Consider the following 21,663-nt stretch of genomic DNA (forward strand, 5'->3'; position numbering starts at 1 on the left):
CCGCGGACGGGTTACTTGGAGACGTCGGCCCCGAAGTACTTCTGGGCGATCGCCGCGTAGCTGCCGTCGGCCCGGATCGCCTCCAGCGCCTTGTCGATCGCGGCCTTCAACGCCGGGTTGTTCTTGCGCATGATGATCCCGGAGGCGTCCGCGTCGGCCTGCTCGGCGGCGATCTTCACGGGGGCGTTCGGCTTCTGCTTGTGGAAGTCCAGGAACGACAGGCTGTCGTTGACGGTGGCGTCGGCGCGGCCGGTGAGGACGAGCTGGACCGACTGGTCGAAGCCGTCCGTCCCGACGAGCTCGGCGCCGGACTGCTCGGCGAGGCGCGCGAAGTTGCTGGAGAGGCTCTGGGCGGCCTTCTTGCCCTTGAGATCGGCGAAGGACTTGATGTCGGACCGGTCCGCCCGCGTGATCAGCACGGCCCGCGCCCGGATGTAGGGCTCGGAGAAGTCGAACTTCGCCTGCCGCTCCTTGGTGATGCCGACCTGGTTGATGACCACGTCGTAGCGCTTGCCGTCGAGCCCGGCGATCAGCCCGTCCCACTTGCCCTCGAGGAATTGCGGCGTGACGCCCAGCTGCTCGGCGACCTTGCGGCCGATCTCCACGTCGAAGCCGACGAGCTGCCCGGACGCGTCGTGGAACGTGAAGGGCGCGTAGGTGCCCTCGGTGCCGATGCGCAGGGTCTTGGCGGCGCGAATCGCGTCGAGATCGTCGGCCTTCGCGGGCGCGCTGGCGGCTGCGCCGAGGAGCGCCGCGACGACGAACGCCGCGACGCGGCTGGCAGAGAAAAATCGCATTACAGTAGCTCCGAAAAGAGAACGCTGTTCTCGTGCGGCCGCCGCGCGTGATCTCGGCTGTCGAGGGACAAAGCAAAGAAGAGCTCGGCCGTACAGGAAAGCCGGTGCGCTTGTCGACTGCTCGGTGCGCGCGCCCCGGCCCGCGCCAGGATCGAGGCCGCGTGCTAAGAGGCGCCCGGATCCCGCCCGCGGACACGGTCGTCCGCCGGATGCGCGATCCCGGCAGGAGGATCGCGCATGACTTCGCCCGCCCGCGCCTATCGCGGCGTCTTCCCGGTCGCCCCCACGGTCTTCGACGCGTCGGGCGCCCTCGACCTCGACGGGCAGCGCCGGGCCGTCGACTTCATGATCGACGCCGGCAGCCAGGGCCTGTGCATCCTGGCCAACTTCTCCGAGCAGTTCGTCCTCACCGACGACGAGCGCGAGCGGGTGATGCACGCCGTGCTGGAGCACGTCGCCGGCCGCGTGCCGGTGATCGTGACGACGACGCACTTCGCCACGCAGGTCTGCGCCGAGCGCTCGCGCCGCGCCCAGGCGGCCGGCGCCGCGATGGTGATGGTCATGCCGCCCTATCACGGCGCCACGATCCGCGTGCCGGAGCTCGGCATCGTCGACTTCTTCCGCGCGGTCTCGGACGCGATCGCGATCCCGATCATGATCCAGGACGCGCCGGTGGCGGGCACGCCGCTGTCGGCGCCGCTCCTGGCGCGCATGGCCCGGGAGATCGCGAACGTCGCCTACTTCAAGATCGAGACCGCGGGCGCCGCGTCCAAGCTCCGCGAGCTGATCGCGCTGGGCGGCGACGCCGTCGTGGGCCCGTGGGACGGCGAGGAGGCGATCACCCTGATGGCCGACCTCGACGCCGGCGCTACGGGTGCGATGACCGGCGGCGGCTACCCGGACGGCATCCGCCAGATCACCGACGCCTACGCGGCCGGCCGCCGGGAGGAGGCGATGGACGCCTACGCGCGCTGGCTGCCGCTGATCAACTACGAGAACCGGCAGTGCGGCCTGCTCGCCTGCAAGGCGCTGATGGCCGAGGGCGGGGTGATCGCGAGCGAGACCGCGCGGCTGCCGATCCAGCCCCTGCACCCGGCGACGCGGGCCGGCCTGATCGAGCTCGCCCGGCGGAACGACGCGCTGGTCCTGCGCTGGGGTCGCTGAGCCGGCGCGGGCGGGGACCGCACGGCGGCGGAAGGGCCGCCGGACCCCGCCCGGTTCACTGCGCCGCGGCGGCCGGCGCCCGGGTCCCGAGCACGCCCGCGAGCCGGCGCACCGCCTCCCGCGCCAGGTCCGGGCTGATGGCGAAGCACATCCGCACGAGGCCCTCGCCCTCCGGGCCGAAGGCGGTGCCGGGCGCCACGCCGACCTTGGCCTCCCGCAGCAGGCGCAGCGCCAGGTCGAGGCTCGGCTCGTCGCCGCCCATCCGGGCCATGAGGTAGAAGGCCCCGTCCGGCGGCGCGACCGTGACGCCCGGCAGGCGCGACAGCCCCTCCACCAGGATCGACCGGGCCTCGGCGCAGCGGTCCACCATCGTGCGGATGAAGCCGTCGCCCTCCTCGAGGGCCGCGATGCAGGCGTGCTGGACGAAGGTCGGGATCGAGGTGGTGCTGTACTGCCCGAGCTTGGCGAAGGTCGGCGCGAGGCCGCGGGGATAGATCACCCAGCCGGCCCGCCAGCCGGTCATCGCCCAGTTCTTCGAGAAGGTGTTGGTCACGATCAGCCGGTCGTGCTCCGTGCAGATCTGCAGGAAGGACGGCGCGATCCGGTTGCCGTAGGTGAAGTGCGCGTAGACCTCGTCCGAGAGGATCCAGAGGCCGCGCTCCCGGGCGAGGTCACGCAGGGCTCTCATCTCGGCGAGCGGCATGGTCCAGCCCGTCGGGTTCGAGGGCGAGTTCACCATGATCACCCGGGTGCGCGGCGTGATCGCCGCCGCGATGTCGGCGAGCGGCAGCGCGAAGCGCCCGTCCGGCAGGCGGCGGTACGGCACCGTCACGGGCACGCCGCCGGCGATGCGGACCGCCTCGCCGAGATTGGGCCAGGCCGGGGAGGGGATGATCATCTCGTCGCCCGGCTCCAGCAGCACCTGCGCCGCCTGCATGATCGCGTTCATGCCGCCCGCCGTGACGCCGAACCGGTCCGGCGGGATCTCCACGCCCCAGTGGCGGGCGTGGTAGGCGCCGAGCGCCGCGCGCAGCGCCGGCAGCCCCAGCGACGTCGTGTAGCGGGTGTGCCCGGCCAGCATCGCCCGGTGCGCGGCCTCGACGATGAAGGGCGGCGTCGGCAGGTCGCCCTCGCCGATCCACAGCTTGACCACCTCCGGGTCGTCGCGCCCGCGATCCGCCACGAGGCCGATCTGGCTCGTGCCGATGCCGCGGATGCGCGCCGAGAGCGCGGCGGCGAGATCGACGGGCGCGGCGGAGACGGGGGTGTCGGCCATGGGGGCGCGTGCTCTCCTTGCGTCGGGACGCGGCGTCCCGTCGCGCGGCGCGCGTCCAGGGGCCCGCGCGGTCCCGACCTGTAGGGAATGCCGCGACCCTGACGCGTTCGGGCGCGGACGTCCAGACCCCCGATGCCCGGATCGCCGCCGCGCGCCGGCGCGCGGCCCGACGCCGCGCGGGCTCCCGTATGTTCCGACTTTTCAGATATTTCTGAAATTGCTATAGGACGAGTCGCGCCCAGAGCCGGAGGCCCGACGTGCTCGCCAACCTCGATCCCCTGATCCTCGCCCGCATGCAGTTCGGGTTCACCGTGGCCTTCCACATCGTGTTCCCGGCCTTCTCGATCGGCCTCGCGAGCTTCCTCGCCGTGCTGGAGGGGCTCTGGCTCGCCACCGGCCGCCAGGTCTTCATGGACCTGTTCAAGTACTGGATAAAGATCTTCGCGATCGCCTTCGCGATGGGCGTCGTGTCCGGGCTGGTGATGTCCTACCAGTTCGGCACGAACTGGTCGGTTTTCTCCGACAAGACCGGCCCCGTCCTGGGCCCGATGATGGCCTACGAGGTACTGTCGGCCTTCTTCCTGGAGGCCGGCTTCCTCGGCGTGATGCTGTTCGGCATGACGAAGGTCGGGCCGCGGCTGCACTTCGCGGCGACGCTGATGGTGGCGTTCGGGACCTTCTTCTCGGCGTTCTGGATCCTGGCGGTGAACTCGTGGATGCAGACGCCGGCGGGCTACGGCACCAACGCCGAGGGCCAGTTCGTGCCGCTGGACTGGTGGGCGATCGTGTTCAACCCGTCCTTCCCGTACCGCCTCGTGCACATGGTGCTCGCCGCCTACCTCACCACCGCGCTGGTGGTGGGCGCGGTCGGCGCGTGGCACCTGCTGCGCGACCGGGCCAACCCGGCCGCCCGGACGATGTTCTCGATGGCGATGTGGATGGCCGCCCTGGTCGCGCCGGTCCAGATCCTCGCGGGCGACGCGCACGGCCTCAACACCCTGGAGCACCAGCCCGCCAAGGTCATGGCCATGGAGGGCCATTTCCGGAGCCACCCGGACGGCGCGCCGCTGGTGCTGTTCGGCCTGCCCGACCAGGAGTCCGGCACGGTGCGCTACGCGGTCGAGATCCCGAAGCTGTCCTCGCTGGTGCTGAAGCACGCCCTCGACGCGCCCCTGAAGGGGCTCGACAGCCTGCCGCGGGCGGAGTGGCCGCCGGTGCCGATCGTGTTCTGGTCGTTCCGCGTCATGGTCGGCCTCGGGATGCTGATGCTGCTCCTGGGCGCCCTGAGCCTCCTCGCCCGCTGGCGCGGCACCCTCTACGCGTGGCGCCCGCTGCACCGCTTCGCGGTGGCCATGGGCCCGGCGGGGTTCGTGGCGGTGCTGGCCGGCTGGATCACCACCGAGGTCGGGCGCCAGCCCTACACGGTCTATGGCCTGCTGCGCACCGCGCAGTCGGCCTCGCCGCTGCACGCGCCGGCGGTGGCGGCCTCGCTCACCGCCTTTGTGGTGATCTACTTCGCGGTCTTCGCCATGGGCACCGGCTACATCCTGCGCCTGATGGGCCAGCCCCCGCACGCCGGCGAGAGCGGGATCGAGCCCGGCGCGCCGATCCGGACGGCGGGCATCACGCCCGCCCCGGCGATCGATCCCGACCGTCACCTCCAGCCGGCCGAGTGAGGGACCCATGGCCTACAGCTTCGACCTCACGGTGGTCTGGGCGCTCGTGATCGCCTTCGCGGTCTTCGCCTACATCGTCATGGACGGGTTCGATCTCGGCATCGGCCTGCTGTTCCCGGTCCTGCGACCGGGCGAGGAACGGGACACCGCCATGAACTCGGTCGCCCCGGTCTGGGACGGCAACGAGACCTGGCTGGTTCTGGGCGGCGGCGGCCTGTTCGCCGTCTTCCCCCTGGCCTACGCGGTGATCCTGCCGGCGCTCTACGCGCCGATCATCGCGATGCTCCTCGGCCTGATCTTCCGCGGCGTCGCCTTCGAGTTCCGCTGGCGCGATCCCCGCCACCGCGCCGCCTGGGACGTGGCCTTCGCGGGCGGCTCGCTGGTGGCGGCCCTCGCCCAGGGCATCGCGCTGGGCGCGCTGCTGCAGGGCATCGCGGTCGAGGGGCGGGCCTATGCCGGCGGCTGGTGGGACTGGCTCACGCCCTTCAGCCTCCTCGTCGGCGCGAGCCTCGTCGTCGCCTACGCGCTGCTCGGGGCGACGTGGCTGGTGATGCGCACCGAGGGCCTGCTCCAGGCGCGGGCCCGGCGCCTCGCCCTGCGCCTCACCGCGGCGACGGTCGCGGCCATCGCGCTCGTCAGCGCGGTGACGCCGTTCCTCCAGGGCCGCTACTACGAGCGCTGGCTGGCGATGCCGAACGTGCTCGTCACCGCGCAGGTGCCGCTGCTCGTGGCGCTCGCGGCCTTCGCCCTGTGGCGCACCCTGCGGGGCGGCGCCGAGCGGGCGCCCTTCCTGATCGCGCTGGGGCTGTTCGCCCTGACCTTCGCGGGGCTGGGCATCAGCATCTTCCCCGACGTCGTGCCGGGCCGGATCACGATCTGGCAGGCGGCCGCCCCCGAGGCGAGCCAGATTTTCCTGCTCGCCGGCGCGTCGGTGTTGATCCCGATCATACTGTCCTACACCGCGTACGCGTACTGGGTCTTCCGCGGCAAAGTCGACGCGCACGGATATCACTGATGGCACCCGCAGCAGCACAGCCCCTCTGGAAACGCCTCGCGTGGTTCGCGGGGCTCTGGGCCTCGAGCATCGTCGGCCTCGGCTTCGTCGCGACGGTCCTCCGGTATTGGCTCAAGAGCTGATAAGCCGGGGGGCGCCCGCCTGACCTCTCCCCGCGTCGGATCCCTGCCGTGCAGCTGCCCCCGCTCGTCCAGACCTTCGTGCTGCATTTCGGCGAGATGGGCTCGCGCTGGGGCATCAACCGGACCGTGGGGCAGATCTACGCCCTGCTGTTCGTGGCCGAGCGGCCGCTCAACGCCGACGAGATCGTCGAGCGGCTCGGCGTGTCGCGCTCGAACGTCAGCATGGGCCTGAAGGAGCTCCAGGCCTGGAACCTCGTCCGGCTCCAGCACAGGCCGGGCGATCGGCGCGACTACTTCACGACGCCCGAGGATATCTGGCAGATCGTCCGCACGCTGGTCGAGGAGCGCAAGAAGCGCGAGGTCGACCCGACGCTGACACTCCTGCGCGAGCTCCTGATGCAGGAGCCCGGGACCGAGGAGGAGCGGCACGCCCAGGCGCGGCTCCGGGAGATGCACGACCTCTTCGAGCTGTTCGCCGGATGGTACGCGGACGTGCGCCGCCTCGACACCGAGCGCCTCGTCCAGCTCCTGACTCTCGGCTCGAAGGTCCAGAAGGTGCTGGAGATGAAGGATCGCCTCACCCGCCTGCCGGGCCGGATCGGCGGCCGGTCGGCCAAGCCGGACTGACCCGGCCGCGCGGGGGCGGGCCCCCTCACGCCTCGACGAGCGCGCCCCGGTAGAGGGCGATGAGCGAGACGCCGATATGCTCGATATGGCGCCGCAGGCAGGCGGCCGCCTCGTCGGACTTGCCGGCCTCGCACAGGGCCAGGATCTGCGCGTGCTCCCTGACCGCGCGGGTCGCGTCCTCGGAGGTCGAGATCTGCAGCCGCGTCGGCCGCTCGCAATCCTGCAGGAGCGCGGACACGATCGCCAGGGAGCGCGGCCGGCCGGCGTGCCGGATCAGGTCGAGGTGGAAGCGGCTGTTCAGGTCGCCCCAGCGGAGGACCTGGCCGGTCTCCAGCGCCGCGCCGTACTCCTTCGAGAGGGCGTCGAGATCGCGGATGTCGTCGGGGGTCAGGTGCGGTGCCGAGAGCTGGAGCAGCTGCGGCTCGAGCTGAACGCGCAGCTGGAAGATGTCCTCGACCTCCTGGAGCGACAGGCCCGTCACGACCGCCCCGCGATGCGGCACGATCCGCACGAGCTTGCTGGCCTCCAGCTGCAGCAGGGCTTCGCGGACCGGGATGCGGCTGATCCCGAACTCCTCCGCCAGGGCGTCCTGGCGCAGCTGCACCCCCGGCGGCAGATCCCCGTTCAGGATCTGCTCGCGCAGGGAATCCGCGACGGCCGCCGCCACGGTCTTGTGCCGCAGCCGGTCGGGTGCAGGACGTCCAGGGCCCGTGGGGGACATCAGTGCCTCAGGAGAACGGTATACATGTATACACGGAAGCCTCTTGCCCGGAAAACGCGCGTCTGTCCAATGCCAGATTGTCCCGAATAAACCTGAGGTTAGATGGGCCGACGGATTGCACGGGGACCGCGCGCCGCGGCTGTCGCCCGGAACGCCGAGCAGCAAGGACCGCGCCGCGATTCGGATCCGTGCGACGCGCCGATAGCGCAGGCGCACGACCCCGACACTGATCCAGGTGAATGAGGCGCACGGATCGGGGCCGGCGGCGGGGAGGGCGCCGACGCGCGGCTCACCGGTCCGCCGGGTCGCGCCGCGGCTGCGGAGCGGCCCAGGGCGCCTGGCCGAGGGCCTGGCCGAGATGGGCGATCAGCGCCGTCACCCGGGCCGGCCTCGGGTCGCCCGGGGGCGTCACGAGGTGCAGGGCGATCGGCGGCGGCGACCAGGCCGGCAGCACCCGCTCGAGGCGCCCGGATTCGAGGTCGTCCCAGATCATGAAGTCGGGCTGCAGGGCGAGGCCGAGCCCGGCCCGCAGCGCCGGCGCCAGCGCCTCGGCGTTGTTCGCCCGCAGCTGGCCCGCCGGCACCACGACGGCCTCCGCGCCGCTCCCGTCCACGAATCGCCAGCGGTCGGGCGTCGGCAGGTAGGCGTAGCCGAGGCAGGTGTGGCGGACGAGGTCGTCCGGGTGCTCGGGCCGGCCGTGGCGGTCGAGATAGGCGGGGGTGGCGACCAGCGAGCGGCGGATCCCGCAGAGCCGGCGCGCGCGCAGGGAGGAATCGGGCAGGGCCGCGATGCGCAGCCCGATGTCGAACCCGCCGCCGACGAGGTCGACGACCGCGTCCGACAGGTGGAGATCCACCGACACGGCCGGGTACTCCCGGAAGAAGGCCGGCAGGATCGGCGCCACGTGCATCACCCCGAAGGTCATCGGCGCTGCGAGCCGCACCAGCCCGCGCGGCTCCGCGGCACCGGCCGTGGCGAGGGCTTCCGCGGCCTCGCCCTCGGCCAGGATGCGCGCGGCGCCGTCCTTGGCGGCCTGCCCGGCCTCGGTGAGGGCGAGCTTCCGCGACGTGCGGTTGAACAGGCGGGCGCCGATCCGCAGCTCGAGCCGGCTCACCGCCTTCGAGACCGTGGCCTTCGACAGGCCGAGCTCCGCGGCGGCGCGCCCGAATGAGCCGGTCTCCACCACCTTGGCGAACACGGCCCAGGCCTCGAAATCGGGCAGTCTCATCAGCCATTTCCAGAAACGATAGGTTTCCATCGTTTCTATTTTCGCGGCTCATGGCAAGGGGCACATTCCCGTCATCGCAACAGGCCGCCCGTCGCGGCCTTCCGTCGGGAGACATCGCCATGGTTCAGACCGGCCTCCACCACGTCACGGCCTTCTCCGGGCCGGCCCTGCGCAACCTCGACTTCCACACCCGGATCCTCGGGCTGCGGCTGGTGAAGAAGACCGTCAACTTCGACGATCCGGGCACCTACCACCTGTACTATGGCGACGCGGCCGGTCGGCCCGGCACGATCCTGACCTTCTTCCCCGTCGAGCACGCCGCGCCGGGCCGCGTCGGGATCGGCGAGACCCAGGAGACCGCCTTCCGGGTCCCCCGCGCCTCCATCGGCTGGTGGACCCACCGGCTCATCGAGAAGGGCGTCGCCCACGAGCCGCTGGTCCAGGTCTTCGGCGCGCCGACGCTGCGCTTCCGCGACCCGGACGGCATGATGCTCGCGCTGGTGGGCGTGAACGTCGGCGACGCGGAGGGCTGGGCGTCGAGCGAGGTGCCGGCCGAGCACGCGATCCGCGGCCTGCACGGGGTGACCCTCCTCATCGACAGGGCCGAGCCGACCGCCGCGATCCTCACGGAGGTGCTCGGGCTGGAGGAGGTCGGCCGCGAGGGCAACCTGATCCGCTTCGCGGGCAGCGCCGAGCTCGGCGGTCTCGTCACCCTGCGGGCCGTCGGCGGGTTCCTGCCCGGCCGCCCGGGGGCCGGCTCGGTCCACCACATCGCGTTCCGGGCGGCGGACGACGCCGCGCAGGCCGCGATGGGCCGGGCTCTCGAGGCACGGGGGCTCCACGTCACCGAGCAGCGCGACCGCCAGTACTTCCGCTCGATCTACTTCCGCGAACCCGGCGGCGTGCTGTTCGAGATCGCCACCGACGCGCCCGGCTTCGCGGTGGACGAGCCGATCGAGGCCCTCGGCCAGGCCCTCAAGCTCCCCGCCGGCCTGGAGCCGCACCGGGCCGAGATCGAGGCCGTGCTGCCCAAGGTCGCCTGAGCCGCGACCACCACGCCCGCCCCGCGCCCGCGCGGGGCGGGACCTCTCCCCGCCACCCGTGAGGCCATCATGACCCAGGACACCGCCGGCTTCATCCACCGCTTCGAGCCCGGTCCCGACACCGCGCGTCCGCTGCTGCTCCTCCACGGGACCGGCGGCGACGAGAACGACCTCCTGCCCCTCGGCCGCACGGTCGCGCCGGAGGCCGCCCTGCTCGCGCCCCGCGGCGCCGTCAGCGAGAACGGCATGCCGCGCTTCTTCCGGCGCCTGGCCGAGGGCGTCTTCGACGAGGCGGACCTGCGCCGCCGCACCGGCGACCTCGCGGCCTTCGTGGCGGCCGCCCGGACGCGGTACGGGATCGGGGCGCCCCTGGCGCTGGGCTTCTCGAACGGCGCCAACATCGCCGCGTCGCTGCTGCTGCTCCGGTCCGAGACCCTGGCGGGCGCTGTCCTGCTCCGCCCGATGGTCCCGTTCGCCGAGCCGCCGGTCGCGGATCTCGCCGGCCGGCCGGTCCTGATCCTCTCCGGGGCGATGGACCCGATCGTGCCCGCGGAGAATGCGCGGCGCCTCGCGCAGCAGCTCACCGCGGCCGGAGCCCGCGTCGAGCACCGGATCCTGCCGGTCGGCCACGGCCTGTCGCAGGCCGATATCGGCCTGGCGCTGAACTGGCTTCGCGGCCTCGCACTTCCCGAAGCGGCCTGACTCGGCCGCGCACGACAGGACGGAGCGTTCGACGATGTCCCCGATCTCCTCTTCCAGCGCGACCGCCCTGCTGCCGGTGACCGGCCGGGTCCTGATGAGCGCGATCTTCCTCGTGAGCGGCGCCGGGAAGCTCGCGGCCCCGGCCGCGACGCTCGCCACCATCGAGGCCGCCCACCTGCCGCTGCCGCCTCTCGCCTACGCGGCGGCGACCGGCGTGGAGGTCGTCGGCGGGCTGCTGCTCGTCGCCGGCTACCGCACCCGGCTGGTCGCCCTGGTCCTCGCGCTCTTCGCGGTGGCCACCGCGGTGACCTTCCACGCGGCCCTCGGCGACCAGAACCAGATGTTCCACTTCCTGAAGAACCTCGCCATGGCCGGCGGCTTGCTTCAGGTCGCGGCCTTCGGGGCCGGCCCGCTCAGCCTCGACGCGCGGCAGGGCCGGGCCTGACCAGTCCGGCGATCCGCGCGACCCTTGCCTCTCGCCCTCCACCTTTCGACCCCCGCCCTTCGACCCTCGGGAGACCACGATGCCCTACTTCACCGCGCGGGACGGGACCCAAATCTACTACAAGGACTGGGGCACCGGGCAGCCGGTGGTCTTCAGCCACGGCTGGCCGCTCAACGGCGACGCCTGGGAGGACCAGATGCTGTTCCTCGCGGAGCGCGGGTTCCGGGTCATCGCCCATGACCGGCGCGGGCACGGTCGCTCCGGGCAGCCCTGGTCGGGCAACGACATGGACACCTTCGCGGACGACCTCGCCGGGCTGATCGCCCATCTCGACCTGCGCGACGCGGTGCTGGTCGGCCACTCCACCGGCGGCGGCGAGGTCGCCCGCACCCTCGGGCGGCACGGGACGGCGCGCGTCGCCAAGGCGGTCCTGGTCGGGGCCGTGACGCCCCAGATGGTCCGGACCGACGCGAATCCGGGCGGCCTGCCCCGGGACGTGTTCGACGGGATCCGGGACTCGGTCCTGCGCGACCGGTCGCAGTTCTTCAAGGACCTGAGCGGCCCGTTCTACGGCGCCAACCGTCCCGGCGCCGCGGTCAGCGACGGTATGCGGGACACGTTCTGGATGCAGGGCATGATGGCCGGGCTGCGGAACGTGCACGCCTGCGTGGCGGCCTTCTCGGAGACCGACTTCACCGAGGACCTGACGCGCATCGACGTGCCGACCCTGCTGGTGCACGGCGACGACGACCAGATCGTGCCGATCGACGCCGCGGCGCGCGCCGCCGTCAAGCTCGTGCCGAACGCCGTGCTGAAGGAGTATCCGGGCGCCCCGCACGGCCTGGCCGCCACCCACAAGGACCGGCTGAACGCCGACCTGCTCGCCTTCATCCAAGGTTGAGGAGACCGGCGGCCTTTCCCGCGCCGGCCCGGGCTCCTAAAGCCTGCGACGGGCCGCGCCGCGCGGCCGGTCATCCCGAACCTCCGCACGGATCCCCGCATGCCGACCTCCGCCGCACCGCTCGCCCTCGGGATCATCGGCGCGGGCATCATGGGTGAGCGCCTGCTCGGCGCGATCCACGGGGCAGCGGACTCGCCCGTGCGGGTCGCGGCGATCTGGGACCCGGCCCCGGAGGCCCTGGCCCGGATCGGCGCGGCGTTCCCGGCGGTGCCGCGGGTGGCCGATCCCGCCGCCGTCGTCGCGGCGAGCGACTGCGTCTACGTCGCCTCGCCGCCCGCCTCGCATCTCGGCTACGCCCGCGCCGCCCTGGCGGCCGGCCGGAGCGTCTTCTGCGAGAAGCCGCTGGCCATCGACCGCGCCGACGCCCGCGCCTTCGTGGCGGAGGCGGGGGGCGCGGGCGCGGTCAATTTCCCGTTCGCCTCGTCGCCGGGCGTCGCCACCCTCGAGCGCTGGATCGCGGCCGGCGCGGTCGGCACGCCCCGGACGCTCACCGTGGCGGTGGCCTTCGCCCGCTGGCCCCGCCCGTGGCAGGCCGACGCTGCCCGCTGGCTCGACGCGCGCGGCGAGGGCGGCTTCACCCGCGAGGTGGTCTCGCACTTCCTCTTCCTGGCCCGCCGCCAGCTCGGCCCGCTCGCGGGGCTCGCCGGACGGATCGCCTTCCCGGAGCCGGGCCGGTCCGAGCGCGCGATCGACGTGACGCTCACGGCGGGCGGGATCCCCGTCACCCTGACCGGCCGGGTCGGGGGCGTCGAGGCCGACGACCACAACACGTGGACGCTGGAGGGCGACGCGGGCGCCGTCCGGCTGCGCGACTGGGCCATCGCCGAGCGTCGGGGCGCCGACGGGCGGTTCGAGCCGGAGCCCGACGCGATCCCGAACGAGCGGCTGCGGCCGATCACCCTCCGGCGCCAGCTCGAGGGCGTCGTCCGCATGGCGCGCGGCGAGCCCCACCACCTCGCCACCTTCGCGGAGGCGCTCGACGTGCAGGAGGTCGTCGAGGCTATCCTGGCGCTGTGAGGGCGGAGGCCCTCGGACCCTGTCCGGGTGATGGCTTCGGCCCCGCCGCCCTGGCGGGCGGAGCGAAGCGATCCAGGGGCGCAACCCTCGAAGGGAGCGCGCCGCCCGAGGGCCCGTCCGCCACCCGCGTCGTCAGCTTGGGCACGACCGCGACGATGACGGTACCAGAGGCAGCGTATATGCGCCCGGTCGCTCGGAGTGTGGGGCAAACCCCGTGCAAGGATCCCAGGCGCGGCTGATTGGGAATTGCGATCGCATGCTCCCATGATCGCGGTTCGCTACATCTCACAGAGCTGACCTTACAAACTCGAAGATCGCGCCCGGCAATATTCGGCGAGGAATGCTTGAGAGCTTCTGCGCGCCAACAGTGATAATCTGCGCTGTCGTGCAGCACGATGCTTGACGAACTAAGACGATTGTCCTACCGCCATATCCGGCAACGTTGCTGTGGTTGCAGGTGAAGTATCAGTGGCGGTCTATCGAGCATGACAGCCCGGCGACTCCATGCGGGCTCGGAATCTGAAATCGGTCCGGATCGATCATTGGCGGGCGGATGCGATCGTAAGATCGCGAAACGCGGCTCGGCTGCAGCGAACATAGCTGTCGTCAAAGGAAACATCAGTCATTTCACGTCTTTGTAGGAGCCGTTGAATGAGTGCTGCAATTTCCTCTGTCACGACATCTCGCCTTCGGACAGTGCCCCTGCCGACTGATCGTTTGGCAGCGCCTTCTCTGGACGATGTCGAAACAACACAGCTGAAGCAGTCGGCCGATCCGCGATCGACTCTGACGCTGTCTCCGGCAAGCAGAGATTTAATATTTTAAACTGCAAACATGCCGCAAAATCCAGGTGACGACCTTCCTCCCAATAATCCCGTCGACAACCCGCCGGAAATCATTCCGAACCCTCCGGACTACCCGGAGCCAACTCCAATGCTTCCCTATGATCCCCCGCCGTATGGTCCGGGGTATCCTGGCGACGAGCCTTGAAATAGAGGATTATAAATCTTGGCAGGCGCTCTTCGGGGTGCCTGCCCACAATCGCATTAGGTCATATGAAATATTTCTGCACGATTTTGTCTGTGCTTGTTTGCATCGTAGTATTATTGCATTCAGTTTCGACATCGTATGCGAGCAAAGTATTTGAATATTCACACGTAGGTATATATGAAAAAGATCAATTTGTTTGTCGAGGGCTGAAAATCGGCAACGATATCATAACGGCGGCCCATTGTTTTCGAGGTAGAGAGGGGCTCGGAGTTAGATATTTTGTCGGCAGTCGGGTCGGATTTTCTGAAGTCTCGAGAGTAAAAACTTTGTATTCTCGCTCGCCTATTACTGACATAGCCATATTTCAGGCGAATAAACCTCTCGCGGCCGAAGTCGATGGCGTTATCGCCATCGGGGATGCTGAGCCGATCGAGAATTTCAATGACGAGCAGAGTTTCTCAATCGAATTAAAGACATTTGACGCCAGCGGACATGACGCGCGTTCCCGGATCGTCGAAATTGTGCCGATGCATTACTCGAAGGGATACGATGATATCGTCCTTCTGTCTCTCGATAAGCAGAGCCGTATCAGTCTTCCTGGTCCGAAAAGCGCCGGATCGATGGCGTTTTCGATCAACATGCATGAGAACATGATCGTCGATCGCTCGGATTTGATATGCCAGGGCCAGTCAGGGTCGCCGGTCTTTGCGCGCAAGAATGGTGTAAAGTATCTTATAGGCATTCTTATTCGCGGGCAGCCGAATGGATACTATAACACCGTTCTGTGCGGAAACGGAGCTTATGCTCTCCGACTTGATGGTGCGGCCGGAGCTTGGATAAGAAAGAATTTGGATCCGACGGACTAGGGTTTGGACTCGTTCTGCACCAGAAGGCGATGACGGCAGCCAGGGCGACGGTTGAGGCGTCGTTGCGGGCGAGCGTGTCGTATCGCGTGGCTATGCGGCGGAAGTCCTTGAGGTAATTGAAGGTTGCCTCGATGCGCCCGCGGTCCCGGTCGTGCCGCTTGTCGTGGTGGATCCTTCTCTTGCTGCCGCGCTTGCACAGGTCAGCGCGCAGCCCGTCGGCGTCGTAGCCCTTGTCGGCGCTCAGGCGGCGGATCCGGCCGGGCGCTTCGGCCAGGACGGCCGGAGCGGCGGTGACGTGGCCGGCGTTGCCGGGCGTCAGCCGGAGGGCGCCGGGCCGGCCGAGGACTGCGGTGATCGCTCCCGTCCCGCCGTCCTCGCGAGCGGAGCGAAGCGATCCCGTCGGCGCGACGCCGGCTGATGTCACCCGGCTCCGGGATCGCTTCGCTGCGCTCGCGAGGACGGTGCGGGTCCGTCACCCGGTCGCCTCAGCCGGATACCCTCTCAGACCTCGAGCAGGTCGATCAGGAACGGGATCAGCGGCGCGTCGGCCGGCGGCATGGCGAGATCGCGCAGCGCCTTCGGCCGGACCCATCTGAGCGCCTGCCCCTCCATCGGGCGCGGCGTGCCGGTCCAGCGCCGGCAGACGTAGAGCGGCATCAGAAGGTGGAAGTCCGGATAGGCGTGGCTGGCGAAGGTGAGCGGCGCGAGACACGGCTCCTCGACCCGGATGCCGAGTTCCTCGGCGAGCTCCCGGATCAGCGTCTGCTCGGGGCGCTCGCCGGGCTCGACCTTGCCGCCGGGGAACTCCCACAGGCCGGCGAGCTGCTTGCCCGCCGGGCGCTCGCTCACCAGGACGCGGCCGTCGACGTCGACGAGGGCGACGGCGACCACGAGGAGCAGGCGCAGGGGCGCGGCCGCGGGGGCGCTATCGGGCGCGCTCACTGCGCCACCGCGAAGGTGGCCGAGACCTCGGAGGACATCTGGATCGTGCCCGCCTCGAGGGGCACCCGCCGCCCCTTGGCGGCCATCGGGGCCGCGCGGGCCATCTCCGGCGCCGGGCGGTACGGCGTGGCGGCCGCGGTGCTCAGCGTGCAGAGCGGGCCGAGCTTGGCGCCGACCGCCTCGGCGAGGGCCTCGGCCCGGCTGCGGGCGTCCCGGGTCGCCGCCACCTGAAGGGCCGCCTCGCTCTTGTCCGGGTCGCGCAGCCCGAAGCTGACGCCGTCGATGCGGTTGGCGCCGGAGTCGAGGGCCTGCCGGAGCAGGTCGCCGAGGCGGTCCATGTCGGCGAGCCGGACCGTGACGAGGTTGCCGGCGCGGTAGCCGTCGGGCTCCTCGGTGACGGCGCCCCCCGGCCGGGCGACGGGGCGGGTCGCCGCCTGCAGGGTGACGGCGGCGGTGCCGATATCGGCCGGCGGGACTCCGAGGGCGCGGGCCTGCGCCGACACGCCGGTCACCGCCTTCGAGGCCGCGTCGAGGGCGGCCGCCGCACTCGCCCCGCGCGCCTCGATGCCGACGGTCACCTCGGCGAAGTCCGGCGCCCGCGTCTCCGACGCGCGCCCGACGACGCTGATGTGGCGCTTGCACGCCGCGTCGTCGGCCCGCGCCGCGGTCGCCAGGCCCAGGACGAGGAGGGCGCCGGACAGGAGCGCCCTCACGAGCGGTAATCCCCGTTGATCTCGACGTAGGCCTTGGTCAGGTCACAGGTCCAGACGCGGGCGGTGCCGTCGCCCAGGCCGAGATCGACCCGGACCGTGATCTCCGGTTCGCGCATCACGGCGCTCGCCGCCGCCTCGCTGTAGTCGGGGTCGCGGGCGCCCTGGACGGCCACCCGCACGTCGCCGAACCAGATCGCGAGCCGGTCGCGGTCGGCGGGCTCGCCGGCCTTGCCCACAGCCATCACCACGCGGCCCCAGTTGGCGTCCTCGCCGGCCACCGCGGTCTTCACCAGCGGCGAGTTGGCGATCGACATGGCGATGCGGTGCGCGGAGGCGTCGCTCTCGGCGCCGGTGACCCGCACGGTGACGAACTTGCGCGCGCCCTCGCCGTCCTTGGCGACGAGCTGGGCCAGCTCGATCAGCAGGCCGTCGAGCGCCTCCCGGAAGCCGGCGAGCCGCGCGTCGGCGGGATCGGTGACCGCCGGGTTGCCGGCCCTGGCGGTGGCGAACAGCATCAGCGTGTCGGAGGTGGAGGTGTCGCCGTCCACGGTCACGCAGTTGAAGCTGGTCTTCGTCCCCGCGGACAGGAGCGCCTGCAGCACGTCCTGCGGCAGGGCCGCGTCGGTGAAGACGAAGGACAGCATCGTCGCCATGTCGGGGGCGATCATGCCGGCGCCCTTGGCGATGCCGTTGATCGTCACGCGGACGCCGTCGATCTCGGCCGTGCGGGTGGCGAGCTTCGGGAAGGTGTCGGTGGTCATGATCGCCCGGGCGGCCGCGGTCCAGGCGGCCGGCCCGTCCTCGGCCCGCGCCGCGCAATCCGCGAGCACGCCGGCGAAGCGCTCCGCCGGGAGCGGCTCGCCGATCACGCCGGTCGAGGCGACGTAGACCTCGCGCGCGGCGCAGCCGGCCGCCGCCGCGGCGATCTCGACGGTGCGCGCCACCGCGTCGCGCCCGAGGCGGCCCGTGAAGGCGTTGGCGTTGCCGGAATTGACCACGAGCGCCCGCGCCGACCCGTCCGCCAGGGCGTCGCGGCACCAATCCACCGGCGCCGAGGGGCATTTCGACCGGGTGAACACCCCCGCCGCCCGGGTCCCCGACTCGAGGGCGACGTAGAGCACGTCGGTGCGGCCGCTGTAGCGGATCCCCGCCTGGGCGGTCGCGATTCGCACCCCCGGCAGGGGCGGCAGGTCGGGCATCGCGGTTGGCGCCAGCGGGGAGACGGGAGGGGCTTTCGCGGACGACATCGGCTCAGGCTCCGGCAGCGCGCGGCACAGGTTCCGCGGCGGCCCGGTGTTGCCCGCGCGACCCCTCCGGCGTCAACTCCGTGCCTAGCCTATGGTCAGGCTGCCGGAGTGCATCGCCTTTGTGCAACGGCGGCGCCGAATGCGGCGCGATCACGGCGCCGGGCTTGCGTGGGGATTGCATCCCAGCTTAGCATGCTGCATCGCAAAGCCAGCGCGAAGTCGAGTGCGGAATGCCCCCAGCCGACGTCGAGACTGCCTCGAGCAGCCTTCCCCAGGGCAGCTGCTACCGGATCCAGGTCCTGGTGGTGGGCCGCCACAAGCGCTGGCGCGACGAGGTCTCGACCCAGGTCCGGATGCTGGGCTATCAGGTCACCGCCTGCGACCGCGGCGTCGACGCCATGACGGTTCTGGCCCTGGGTCTCCCGGTCGACGTGATGGTGGTCGACACCGCGCTGCAGGGCGGCCTGTGCTGCGCGCAGCTCGCCGTCGAGTCCCGGGCCCTGCGCCCGGCCCTGCGCATCATCCTCGCCAGCGACCCGGTCGACGCGGTTGGGCCGGACGCGTCGGCCCGCGTGCCGGACGCGCTGCTCGTCCGGCGCGACCAGCTCCAGAACGGGATGGTCGCCACGACCATGCGCGAGGCGCTGGCGAACCGCGCGGCCTGAAGTCCGGCGCGACGGCCCGAGAAGGCTCGCGGCGCGGCGCTCGAATCGTGCCCGACGCGACTCACGGCGTCGCCGCGCCTCCGCGCAGGTTCGGGACTGTCGCGATCGGAACTTCCCGCCCGATGTCAGCAACGCGCGCGGCGCCGCGCGGCGATCCAGATGCAGCACCCGCGTGATCCGGTGAGAGGGATCCGCGCGGAGTTCTGACGCGGCTCGGCAGCGGACACGCGCAAGGCGAAGCTGTCGGGCGGCCCGGGACGCGCGGTCAGAATTAGTCCATCGCGGCGAGAACGCCCCGATTGCCGTCTGCGCGCGCGGCCCAGGGTCTGCGGCCGCCTCGTCCGGCCGAGATATCAAGTCTATTCTCGGACAGGGACACCCTATATCTATAGTACAAGTTGAACTTGATCGAGTGACACGATGTTGTCATGATCGTGTCGTCTATCATCCGGCCGAGAAATTGGCTTGTTCTGTGGAAGATACGCCTGTGACAATTGGGATACGCGCGCGCGTCTACGCGGGATTTGCAGTGCTCGTCATGATCACGGGCATCATCGGTGCATTCGCGATCTACCAGCAGGGTGTGATCAGTGACGACCACGCGCTTCAGGAGCGGGTGGAGCGGGGTGCACAATCGGTCCTGCTGATCGACGGTCATGCCGCGCGCCTCATCGGAGCTGCCGAACGGTACCGGCTCCAGCCGGATCCCGATCTGATCGTCGCGATGGAGCAGACCCGGCGGGCGATCGAGCAGACCTGCGACAAGTACTTCTCGCTGGCCATCACGGACGGAGGGCGGAAGCTGTACGACGACATGCGGGAAGCCGCCCGCGCGATGAAGCCGGAGCTGGAGCGCCTCGCGGACACGGGTGCGAGCCTGCGTGAGGCCAGGGCGAGACTCTACGAGACCGGCAATACCCTCACGGTCCTTCTCGGAAACATGCTCGCGGACGTGCGCGCCCGGGGCGGCGAGGCGATGCTGGCGCGGACCGAGCACGTCGAGAATGCGATCCTGCGGTCCCGCATCGCGTCGGCCCGCTTCGTGATCGGCCTGGATCCGCAGGACCGCAGCGCCTTCGAGCAGCGGGCCGAGCAGGCTCTGGCGACCCTGGACGCGTTCAAGGACACGCAGGGCGGCGCGGCCTTCGCGCAGCAGCTCAGGGCCGTCCGCGACGCGCTGATCGCCGCCGCGGCCGGCTTCCGCGCGTACGATCAGGCGGTGGCGTCGGCGAAGGCGACGTTCGAGACCGGGATCAAGCCCCACGCCGACGCCATCGACCGGCTCGGCGTCGCGCTGCGCGACCGGATCGTGGCCGCCGGCGAGCGGATTTCCCGGGACACCGCGCTGGCCGCCTCGCGGGCCCGGTACATCCTGATCGGTCTCGTCGCCGCGGCCCTGCTCCTCGGCGGTGTCCTGGCCCTCGTGCTGGCCCGCAGCATCATCCGGCCGGTCGCCGGCATGACGGAGGCGATGACGCGGCTGGCCGGCGGCGACCTGCAGGTCGCCGTGCCGCACCGCGACGCGCGCGACGAGATGGGCGCGATGGCCAAGGCCGTCGACGTCTTCCGCCAGAACGCCGTCGCCCGGGTCGAGCTGGAGGCGGCGCAGGCCGCCGAGCGGGAGGCCCGCCTGCGCCGGGCCGAGCGGGTGGAGCAGCGGGTCCAGACCTTCCAGCAGAAGATCGCCGCCTCGCTCGACATCGTCACGGCGGCGACCAGCGAGCTCGACGCGACCGCTCAGGCGATGACCCAGGTGGCCGAGAACACCAACAGCCAGGCGATGACGTCGAGCTCGGCCGCCGCGCAGACCTCGGCGAACGTCCAGACCGTCGCGTCGGCCGCCGAGGAGATGGTCTCCTCGCTTCAGGAGATCGAGCGGCAGGTCGTGCGCTCCAACGAGGTGGCCGGTCACGCCGCCCACGAGGCCGAGGCGACCAACGCCGCCATGGCGGGCCTGCGCGCGGCCGCCGAGCAGATCGGCGCCGCCGTGGTCATGATCTCCGGCATCGCGAACCAGACCAACCTGCTGGCCCTCAACGCCACCATCGAGGCGGCGCGGGCCGGCGAGGCGGGGCGCGGATTCGCGGTCGTGGCCTCCGAGGTGAAGGAGCTCGCCGCGCAGACGGCGCGGGCCACCGGGGAGATCGGCGGCCAGATCGCCGCGATCCAGGCGTCCTCCGGGCAGGCCGCGGAGGCGATGGCGCAGATCGCCCGCACGATCGCCGCCGTGAACGAGATCAGCGGCGCCATCGCGGCGACCGTGGTGCAGCAGACGGCGGCGACCGGCGAGATCTCGCGCAATGCCGGCGAGGCCGCGCGGGGCACGGAGGGGGTCTCGGCCAGCGTCGCGCGCGTGCTGGCCGCCGCTCGGGAGGCCGGCAGCGCCGCCGCGCAGGTCCAGAGCGCGGCGTCCGAACTGGCGACCCAGTCCCTGACGGTCAAGCGCGAGGTCGCCAGCTTCCTCAGCGATATCCAGGCCGCGTGAGCGGGCGGCCTAGATCGCGGCGGCGGGATCGGTCTCGTCGCCGTCGCGGCTCCGCCGCTCGCGCGGCCGCCGATCCAGGAACGAGCGGCCGATGGCGCGCAGCGGCGCCGTGAGCCGGCGGACATCCTCGGCCCGCTCCATGATGCGCTCGCCGTTGCGGATCTCCTTGTCGAGCCGCGCCATCGTCCGGGCCAGGGCCGGATCATCGTCGTCCAGCCAGACCTGGGTCACGCGGGCGAAGGCGATGACCACGCCCTGCAGCTTGAGCTGCCCGAGCGAACCCTCGGTGTCGATCCCGGCCGCCGCCAGCATGTAGCGGTGCGAGTTCAGCATGACGCCGTTCAGCGCCAGCATCGAGAGCGGCTCGCCGCGGAGCGCGTAGGCGATCCGGCGCAGTGCCGGCTTGTAGGGCTCCATGGCGTCGAGGCGGCGCATCAGCACGTCGAACAGCCGCTCCCGGCTCGGCTCCTCCTCCAGGCCCGTGAGGTCGCCCTCCAGAACCTTGCGGTCGATGATGCGGGTCAGGCCGCCGAGGACGGCTCCCTTCGAGGGGAAGAGGTCGCGCAGCTCGGCCAGCGTGAGGCCGGCCTCGCGGGCGATGTCGCTGACCTCGATGTCGTTCCAGGGCTGCTCGGCGGCGAGGCGCATCAGGGCCTCGACGGCGGCCTCCCGGGGCGGCAGCTTCGGCGCACCGCCCTTCGCCCCCGCATCGGCAGCCTCGGCCGCACCGGCCCGGGCGGCCCCCGGCGCGACGCCCGCGGGCGCGACGCTCGCGTGGGCAGCGCTCTCTTGATCGGTGCCCGCCTTGGCGGAGCTCGCGGCCTTGCGGGGCCGCTTGGAGGGGGCTTTGCTGTCGGTCATGAGTCGGTCGCCCGGTCTGATCGGTCGTGTCGCCTCATGTAGGCGGACGGGCCGCGAAGGGCAGGTCCGTCGCGCGGCCATGCCGCACGGACGCTGCCCG

At 71.3% G+C, this 21,663-nt stretch carries 21 protein-coding genes and 1 pseudogene; 13 read left to right on the forward strand and 9 right to left on the reverse strand.

What is annotated here, in order from left to right; translation table 11 throughout:
- Positions 1-11 precede the first annotated feature (11 nt).
- Entirely contained in the window at positions 12-797 is a 786-nt protein-coding gene (locus tag J3A75_RS31155) for an amino acid ABC transporter substrate-binding protein (RefSeq protein WP_012321835.1), read from the reverse strand.
- 237 nt (positions 798-1,034) lie between these two features.
- Here J3A75_RS31155 and J3A75_RS31160 point away from each other — a divergent pair, with 237 nt between their 5' ends.
- Entirely contained in the window at positions 1,035-1,961 is a 927-nt protein-coding gene (locus tag J3A75_RS31160; RefSeq protein WP_029359869.1) for a dihydrodipicolinate synthase family protein, read from the forward strand.
- 55 nt (positions 1,962-2,016) lie between these two features.
- Here J3A75_RS31160 and J3A75_RS31165 read toward each other — a convergent pair whose 3' ends face one another.
- On the reverse strand, positions 2,017-3,237 hold the full coding sequence (locus tag J3A75_RS31165; RefSeq protein ID WP_063110173.1) for a pyridoxal phosphate-dependent aminotransferase: 1,221 nt from the start codon (positions 3,235-3,237) through the stop codon (positions 2,017-2,019).
- Positions 3,238-3,494: 257 nt separating this feature from the next.
- On the opposite strand from J3A75_RS31165, the gene J3A75_RS31170 reads away from it, so the two are divergent.
- From J3A75_RS31170 to J3A75_RS31185, 4 genes are read left to right on the forward strand one after another with little or no spacing between them, the layout of a single operon-like run.
- Positions 3,495-4,913 carry a cytochrome ubiquinol oxidase subunit I gene (locus J3A75_RS31170; protein WP_209650902.1) on the forward strand — a complete coding sequence of 473 codons (1,419 nt, stop codon included), beginning with the start codon at positions 3,495-3,497 and terminating at the stop codon, positions 4,911-4,913.
- Positions 4,914-4,920: 7 nt separating this feature from the next.
- Positions 4,921-5,928, forward strand: coding sequence for a cytochrome d ubiquinol oxidase subunit II (gene cydB / locus J3A75_RS31175; protein WP_012321839.1), 1,008 nt, complete (start codon positions 4,921-4,923; stop codon positions 5,926-5,928).
- Positions 5,928-6,050, forward strand: coding sequence for a DUF2474 family protein (locus tag J3A75_RS31180; protein ID WP_012321840.1), 123 nt, complete (start codon positions 5,928-5,930; stop codon positions 6,048-6,050). Before cydB ends, J3A75_RS31180 begins: the two co-directional genes overlap by 1 nt.
- A gap of 48 nt (positions 6,051-6,098) precedes the next feature.
- Positions 6,099-6,677, forward strand: a complete 579-nt coding sequence (locus tag J3A75_RS31185) for a GbsR/MarR family transcriptional regulator (RefSeq protein WP_012321841.1) — start codon at positions 6,099-6,101, stop codon at positions 6,675-6,677.
- 25 nt (positions 6,678-6,702) lie between these two features.
- Here the strand turns inward: J3A75_RS31185 and J3A75_RS31190 are convergent, their stop codons facing one another.
- Positions 6,703-7,398: a GntR family transcriptional regulator gene (locus J3A75_RS31190; protein ID WP_024828498.1), complete on the reverse strand. Its 696-nt coding sequence runs from the start codon at positions 7,396-7,398 to the stop codon at positions 6,703-6,705.
- Between the two features lie 289 nt (positions 7,399-7,687).
- Entirely contained in the window at positions 7,688-8,626 is a 939-nt protein-coding gene (locus tag J3A75_RS31195; protein ID WP_043343129.1) for a LysR family transcriptional regulator, read from the reverse strand.
- A 119-nt stretch (positions 8,627-8,745) separates the two neighbouring features.
- Here J3A75_RS31195 and J3A75_RS31200 point away from each other — a divergent pair, with 119 nt between their 5' ends.
- The 6 genes from J3A75_RS31200 to J3A75_RS31225 all read left to right on the forward strand — a co-directional run bounded on the left by J3A75_RS31200 (position 8,746) and on the right by J3A75_RS31225 (position 14,650).
- Entirely contained in the window at positions 8,746-9,669 is a 924-nt protein-coding gene (locus J3A75_RS31200; RefSeq protein WP_024828496.1) for a ring-cleaving dioxygenase, read from the forward strand.
- A 69-nt stretch (positions 9,670-9,738) separates the two neighbouring features.
- Complete coding sequence (locus J3A75_RS31205; RefSeq protein WP_024828495.1) at positions 9,739-10,371, forward strand: alpha/beta hydrolase; 633 nt, start codon at positions 9,739-9,741, stop codon at positions 10,369-10,371.
- 34 nt (positions 10,372-10,405) lie between these two features.
- The gene (locus tag J3A75_RS31210) at positions 10,406-10,816 is read left to right on the forward strand and encodes a DoxX family protein (protein WP_024828494.1); all 411 of its coding nucleotides are present in this window, start codon (positions 10,406-10,408) and stop codon (positions 10,814-10,816) included.
- 79 nt (positions 10,817-10,895) lie between these two features.
- Complete coding sequence (locus J3A75_RS31215) at positions 10,896-11,717, forward strand: alpha/beta fold hydrolase (protein ID WP_071000256.1); 822 nt, start codon at positions 10,896-10,898, stop codon at positions 11,715-11,717.
- A 99-nt stretch (positions 11,718-11,816) separates the two neighbouring features.
- On the forward strand, positions 11,817-12,794 hold the full coding sequence (locus J3A75_RS31220) for a Gfo/Idh/MocA family protein (RefSeq protein WP_058608368.1): 978 nt from the start codon (positions 11,817-11,819) through the stop codon (positions 12,792-12,794).
- Positions 12,795-13,849: 1,055 nt separating this feature from the next.
- Positions 13,850-14,650: a trypsin-like serine protease gene (locus tag J3A75_RS31225; protein WP_209650903.1), complete on the forward strand. Its 801-nt coding sequence runs from the start codon at positions 13,850-13,852 to the stop codon at positions 14,648-14,650.
- Between the two features lie 16 nt (positions 14,651-14,666).
- Here J3A75_RS31225 and J3A75_RS31230 read toward each other — a convergent pair.
- The 4 genes and pseudogenes from J3A75_RS31230 to argJ form a co-directional block, all read right to left on the reverse strand.
- A pseudogene (locus J3A75_RS31230) lies at positions 14,667-15,008 on the reverse strand (transposase); the annotation flags it as partial.
- 143 nt (positions 15,009-15,151) lie between these two features.
- A complete protein-coding gene (locus J3A75_RS31235; protein ID WP_012321850.1) occupies positions 15,152-15,592 on the reverse strand; it encodes a (deoxy)nucleoside triphosphate pyrophosphohydrolase in 441 nt (146 codons plus the stop codon).
- Positions 15,589-16,305, reverse strand: a complete 717-nt coding sequence (locus J3A75_RS31240) for an SIMPL domain-containing protein (protein WP_012321851.1) — start codon at positions 16,303-16,305, stop codon at positions 15,589-15,591. The genes J3A75_RS31235 and J3A75_RS31240 overlap by 4 nt, the downstream gene beginning before the upstream one ends.
- Positions 16,302-17,552: a bifunctional glutamate N-acetyltransferase/amino-acid acetyltransferase ArgJ gene (argJ, locus tag J3A75_RS31245; RefSeq protein ID WP_029359861.1), complete on the reverse strand. Its 1,251-nt coding sequence runs from the start codon at positions 17,550-17,552 to the stop codon at positions 16,302-16,304. The genes J3A75_RS31240 and argJ overlap by 4 nt, the downstream gene beginning before the upstream one ends.
- Before the next feature lie 230 nt (positions 17,553-17,782).
- On the opposite strand from argJ, the gene J3A75_RS31250 reads away from it, so the two are divergent.
- Positions 17,783-18,217: a hypothetical protein gene (locus J3A75_RS31250; protein WP_012321853.1), complete on the forward strand. Its 435-nt coding sequence runs from the start codon at positions 17,783-17,785 to the stop codon at positions 18,215-18,217.
- A gap of 538 nt (positions 18,218-18,755) precedes the next feature.
- Positions 18,756-20,702, forward strand: coding sequence for a methyl-accepting chemotaxis protein (locus J3A75_RS31255; RefSeq protein WP_083374499.1), 1,947 nt, complete (start codon positions 18,756-18,758; stop codon positions 20,700-20,702).
- Between the two features lie 9 nt (positions 20,703-20,711).
- On the opposite strand, the gene J3A75_RS31260 is transcribed toward J3A75_RS31255, so the two are convergent.
- Positions 20,712-21,563 carry a TetR family transcriptional regulator gene (locus J3A75_RS31260; RefSeq protein WP_107645317.1) on the reverse strand — a complete coding sequence of 284 codons (852 nt, stop codon included), beginning with the start codon at positions 21,561-21,563 and terminating at the stop codon, positions 20,712-20,714.
- Positions 21,564-21,663: the final 100 nt, after the last annotated feature.

Origin of the sequence: Methylobacterium sp. PvP105, assembly GCF_017876975.1 — a bacterium.
Taxonomy (GTDB): Bacteria; Pseudomonadota; Alphaproteobacteria; order Rhizobiales; family Beijerinckiaceae; genus Methylobacterium; species Methylobacterium radiotolerans.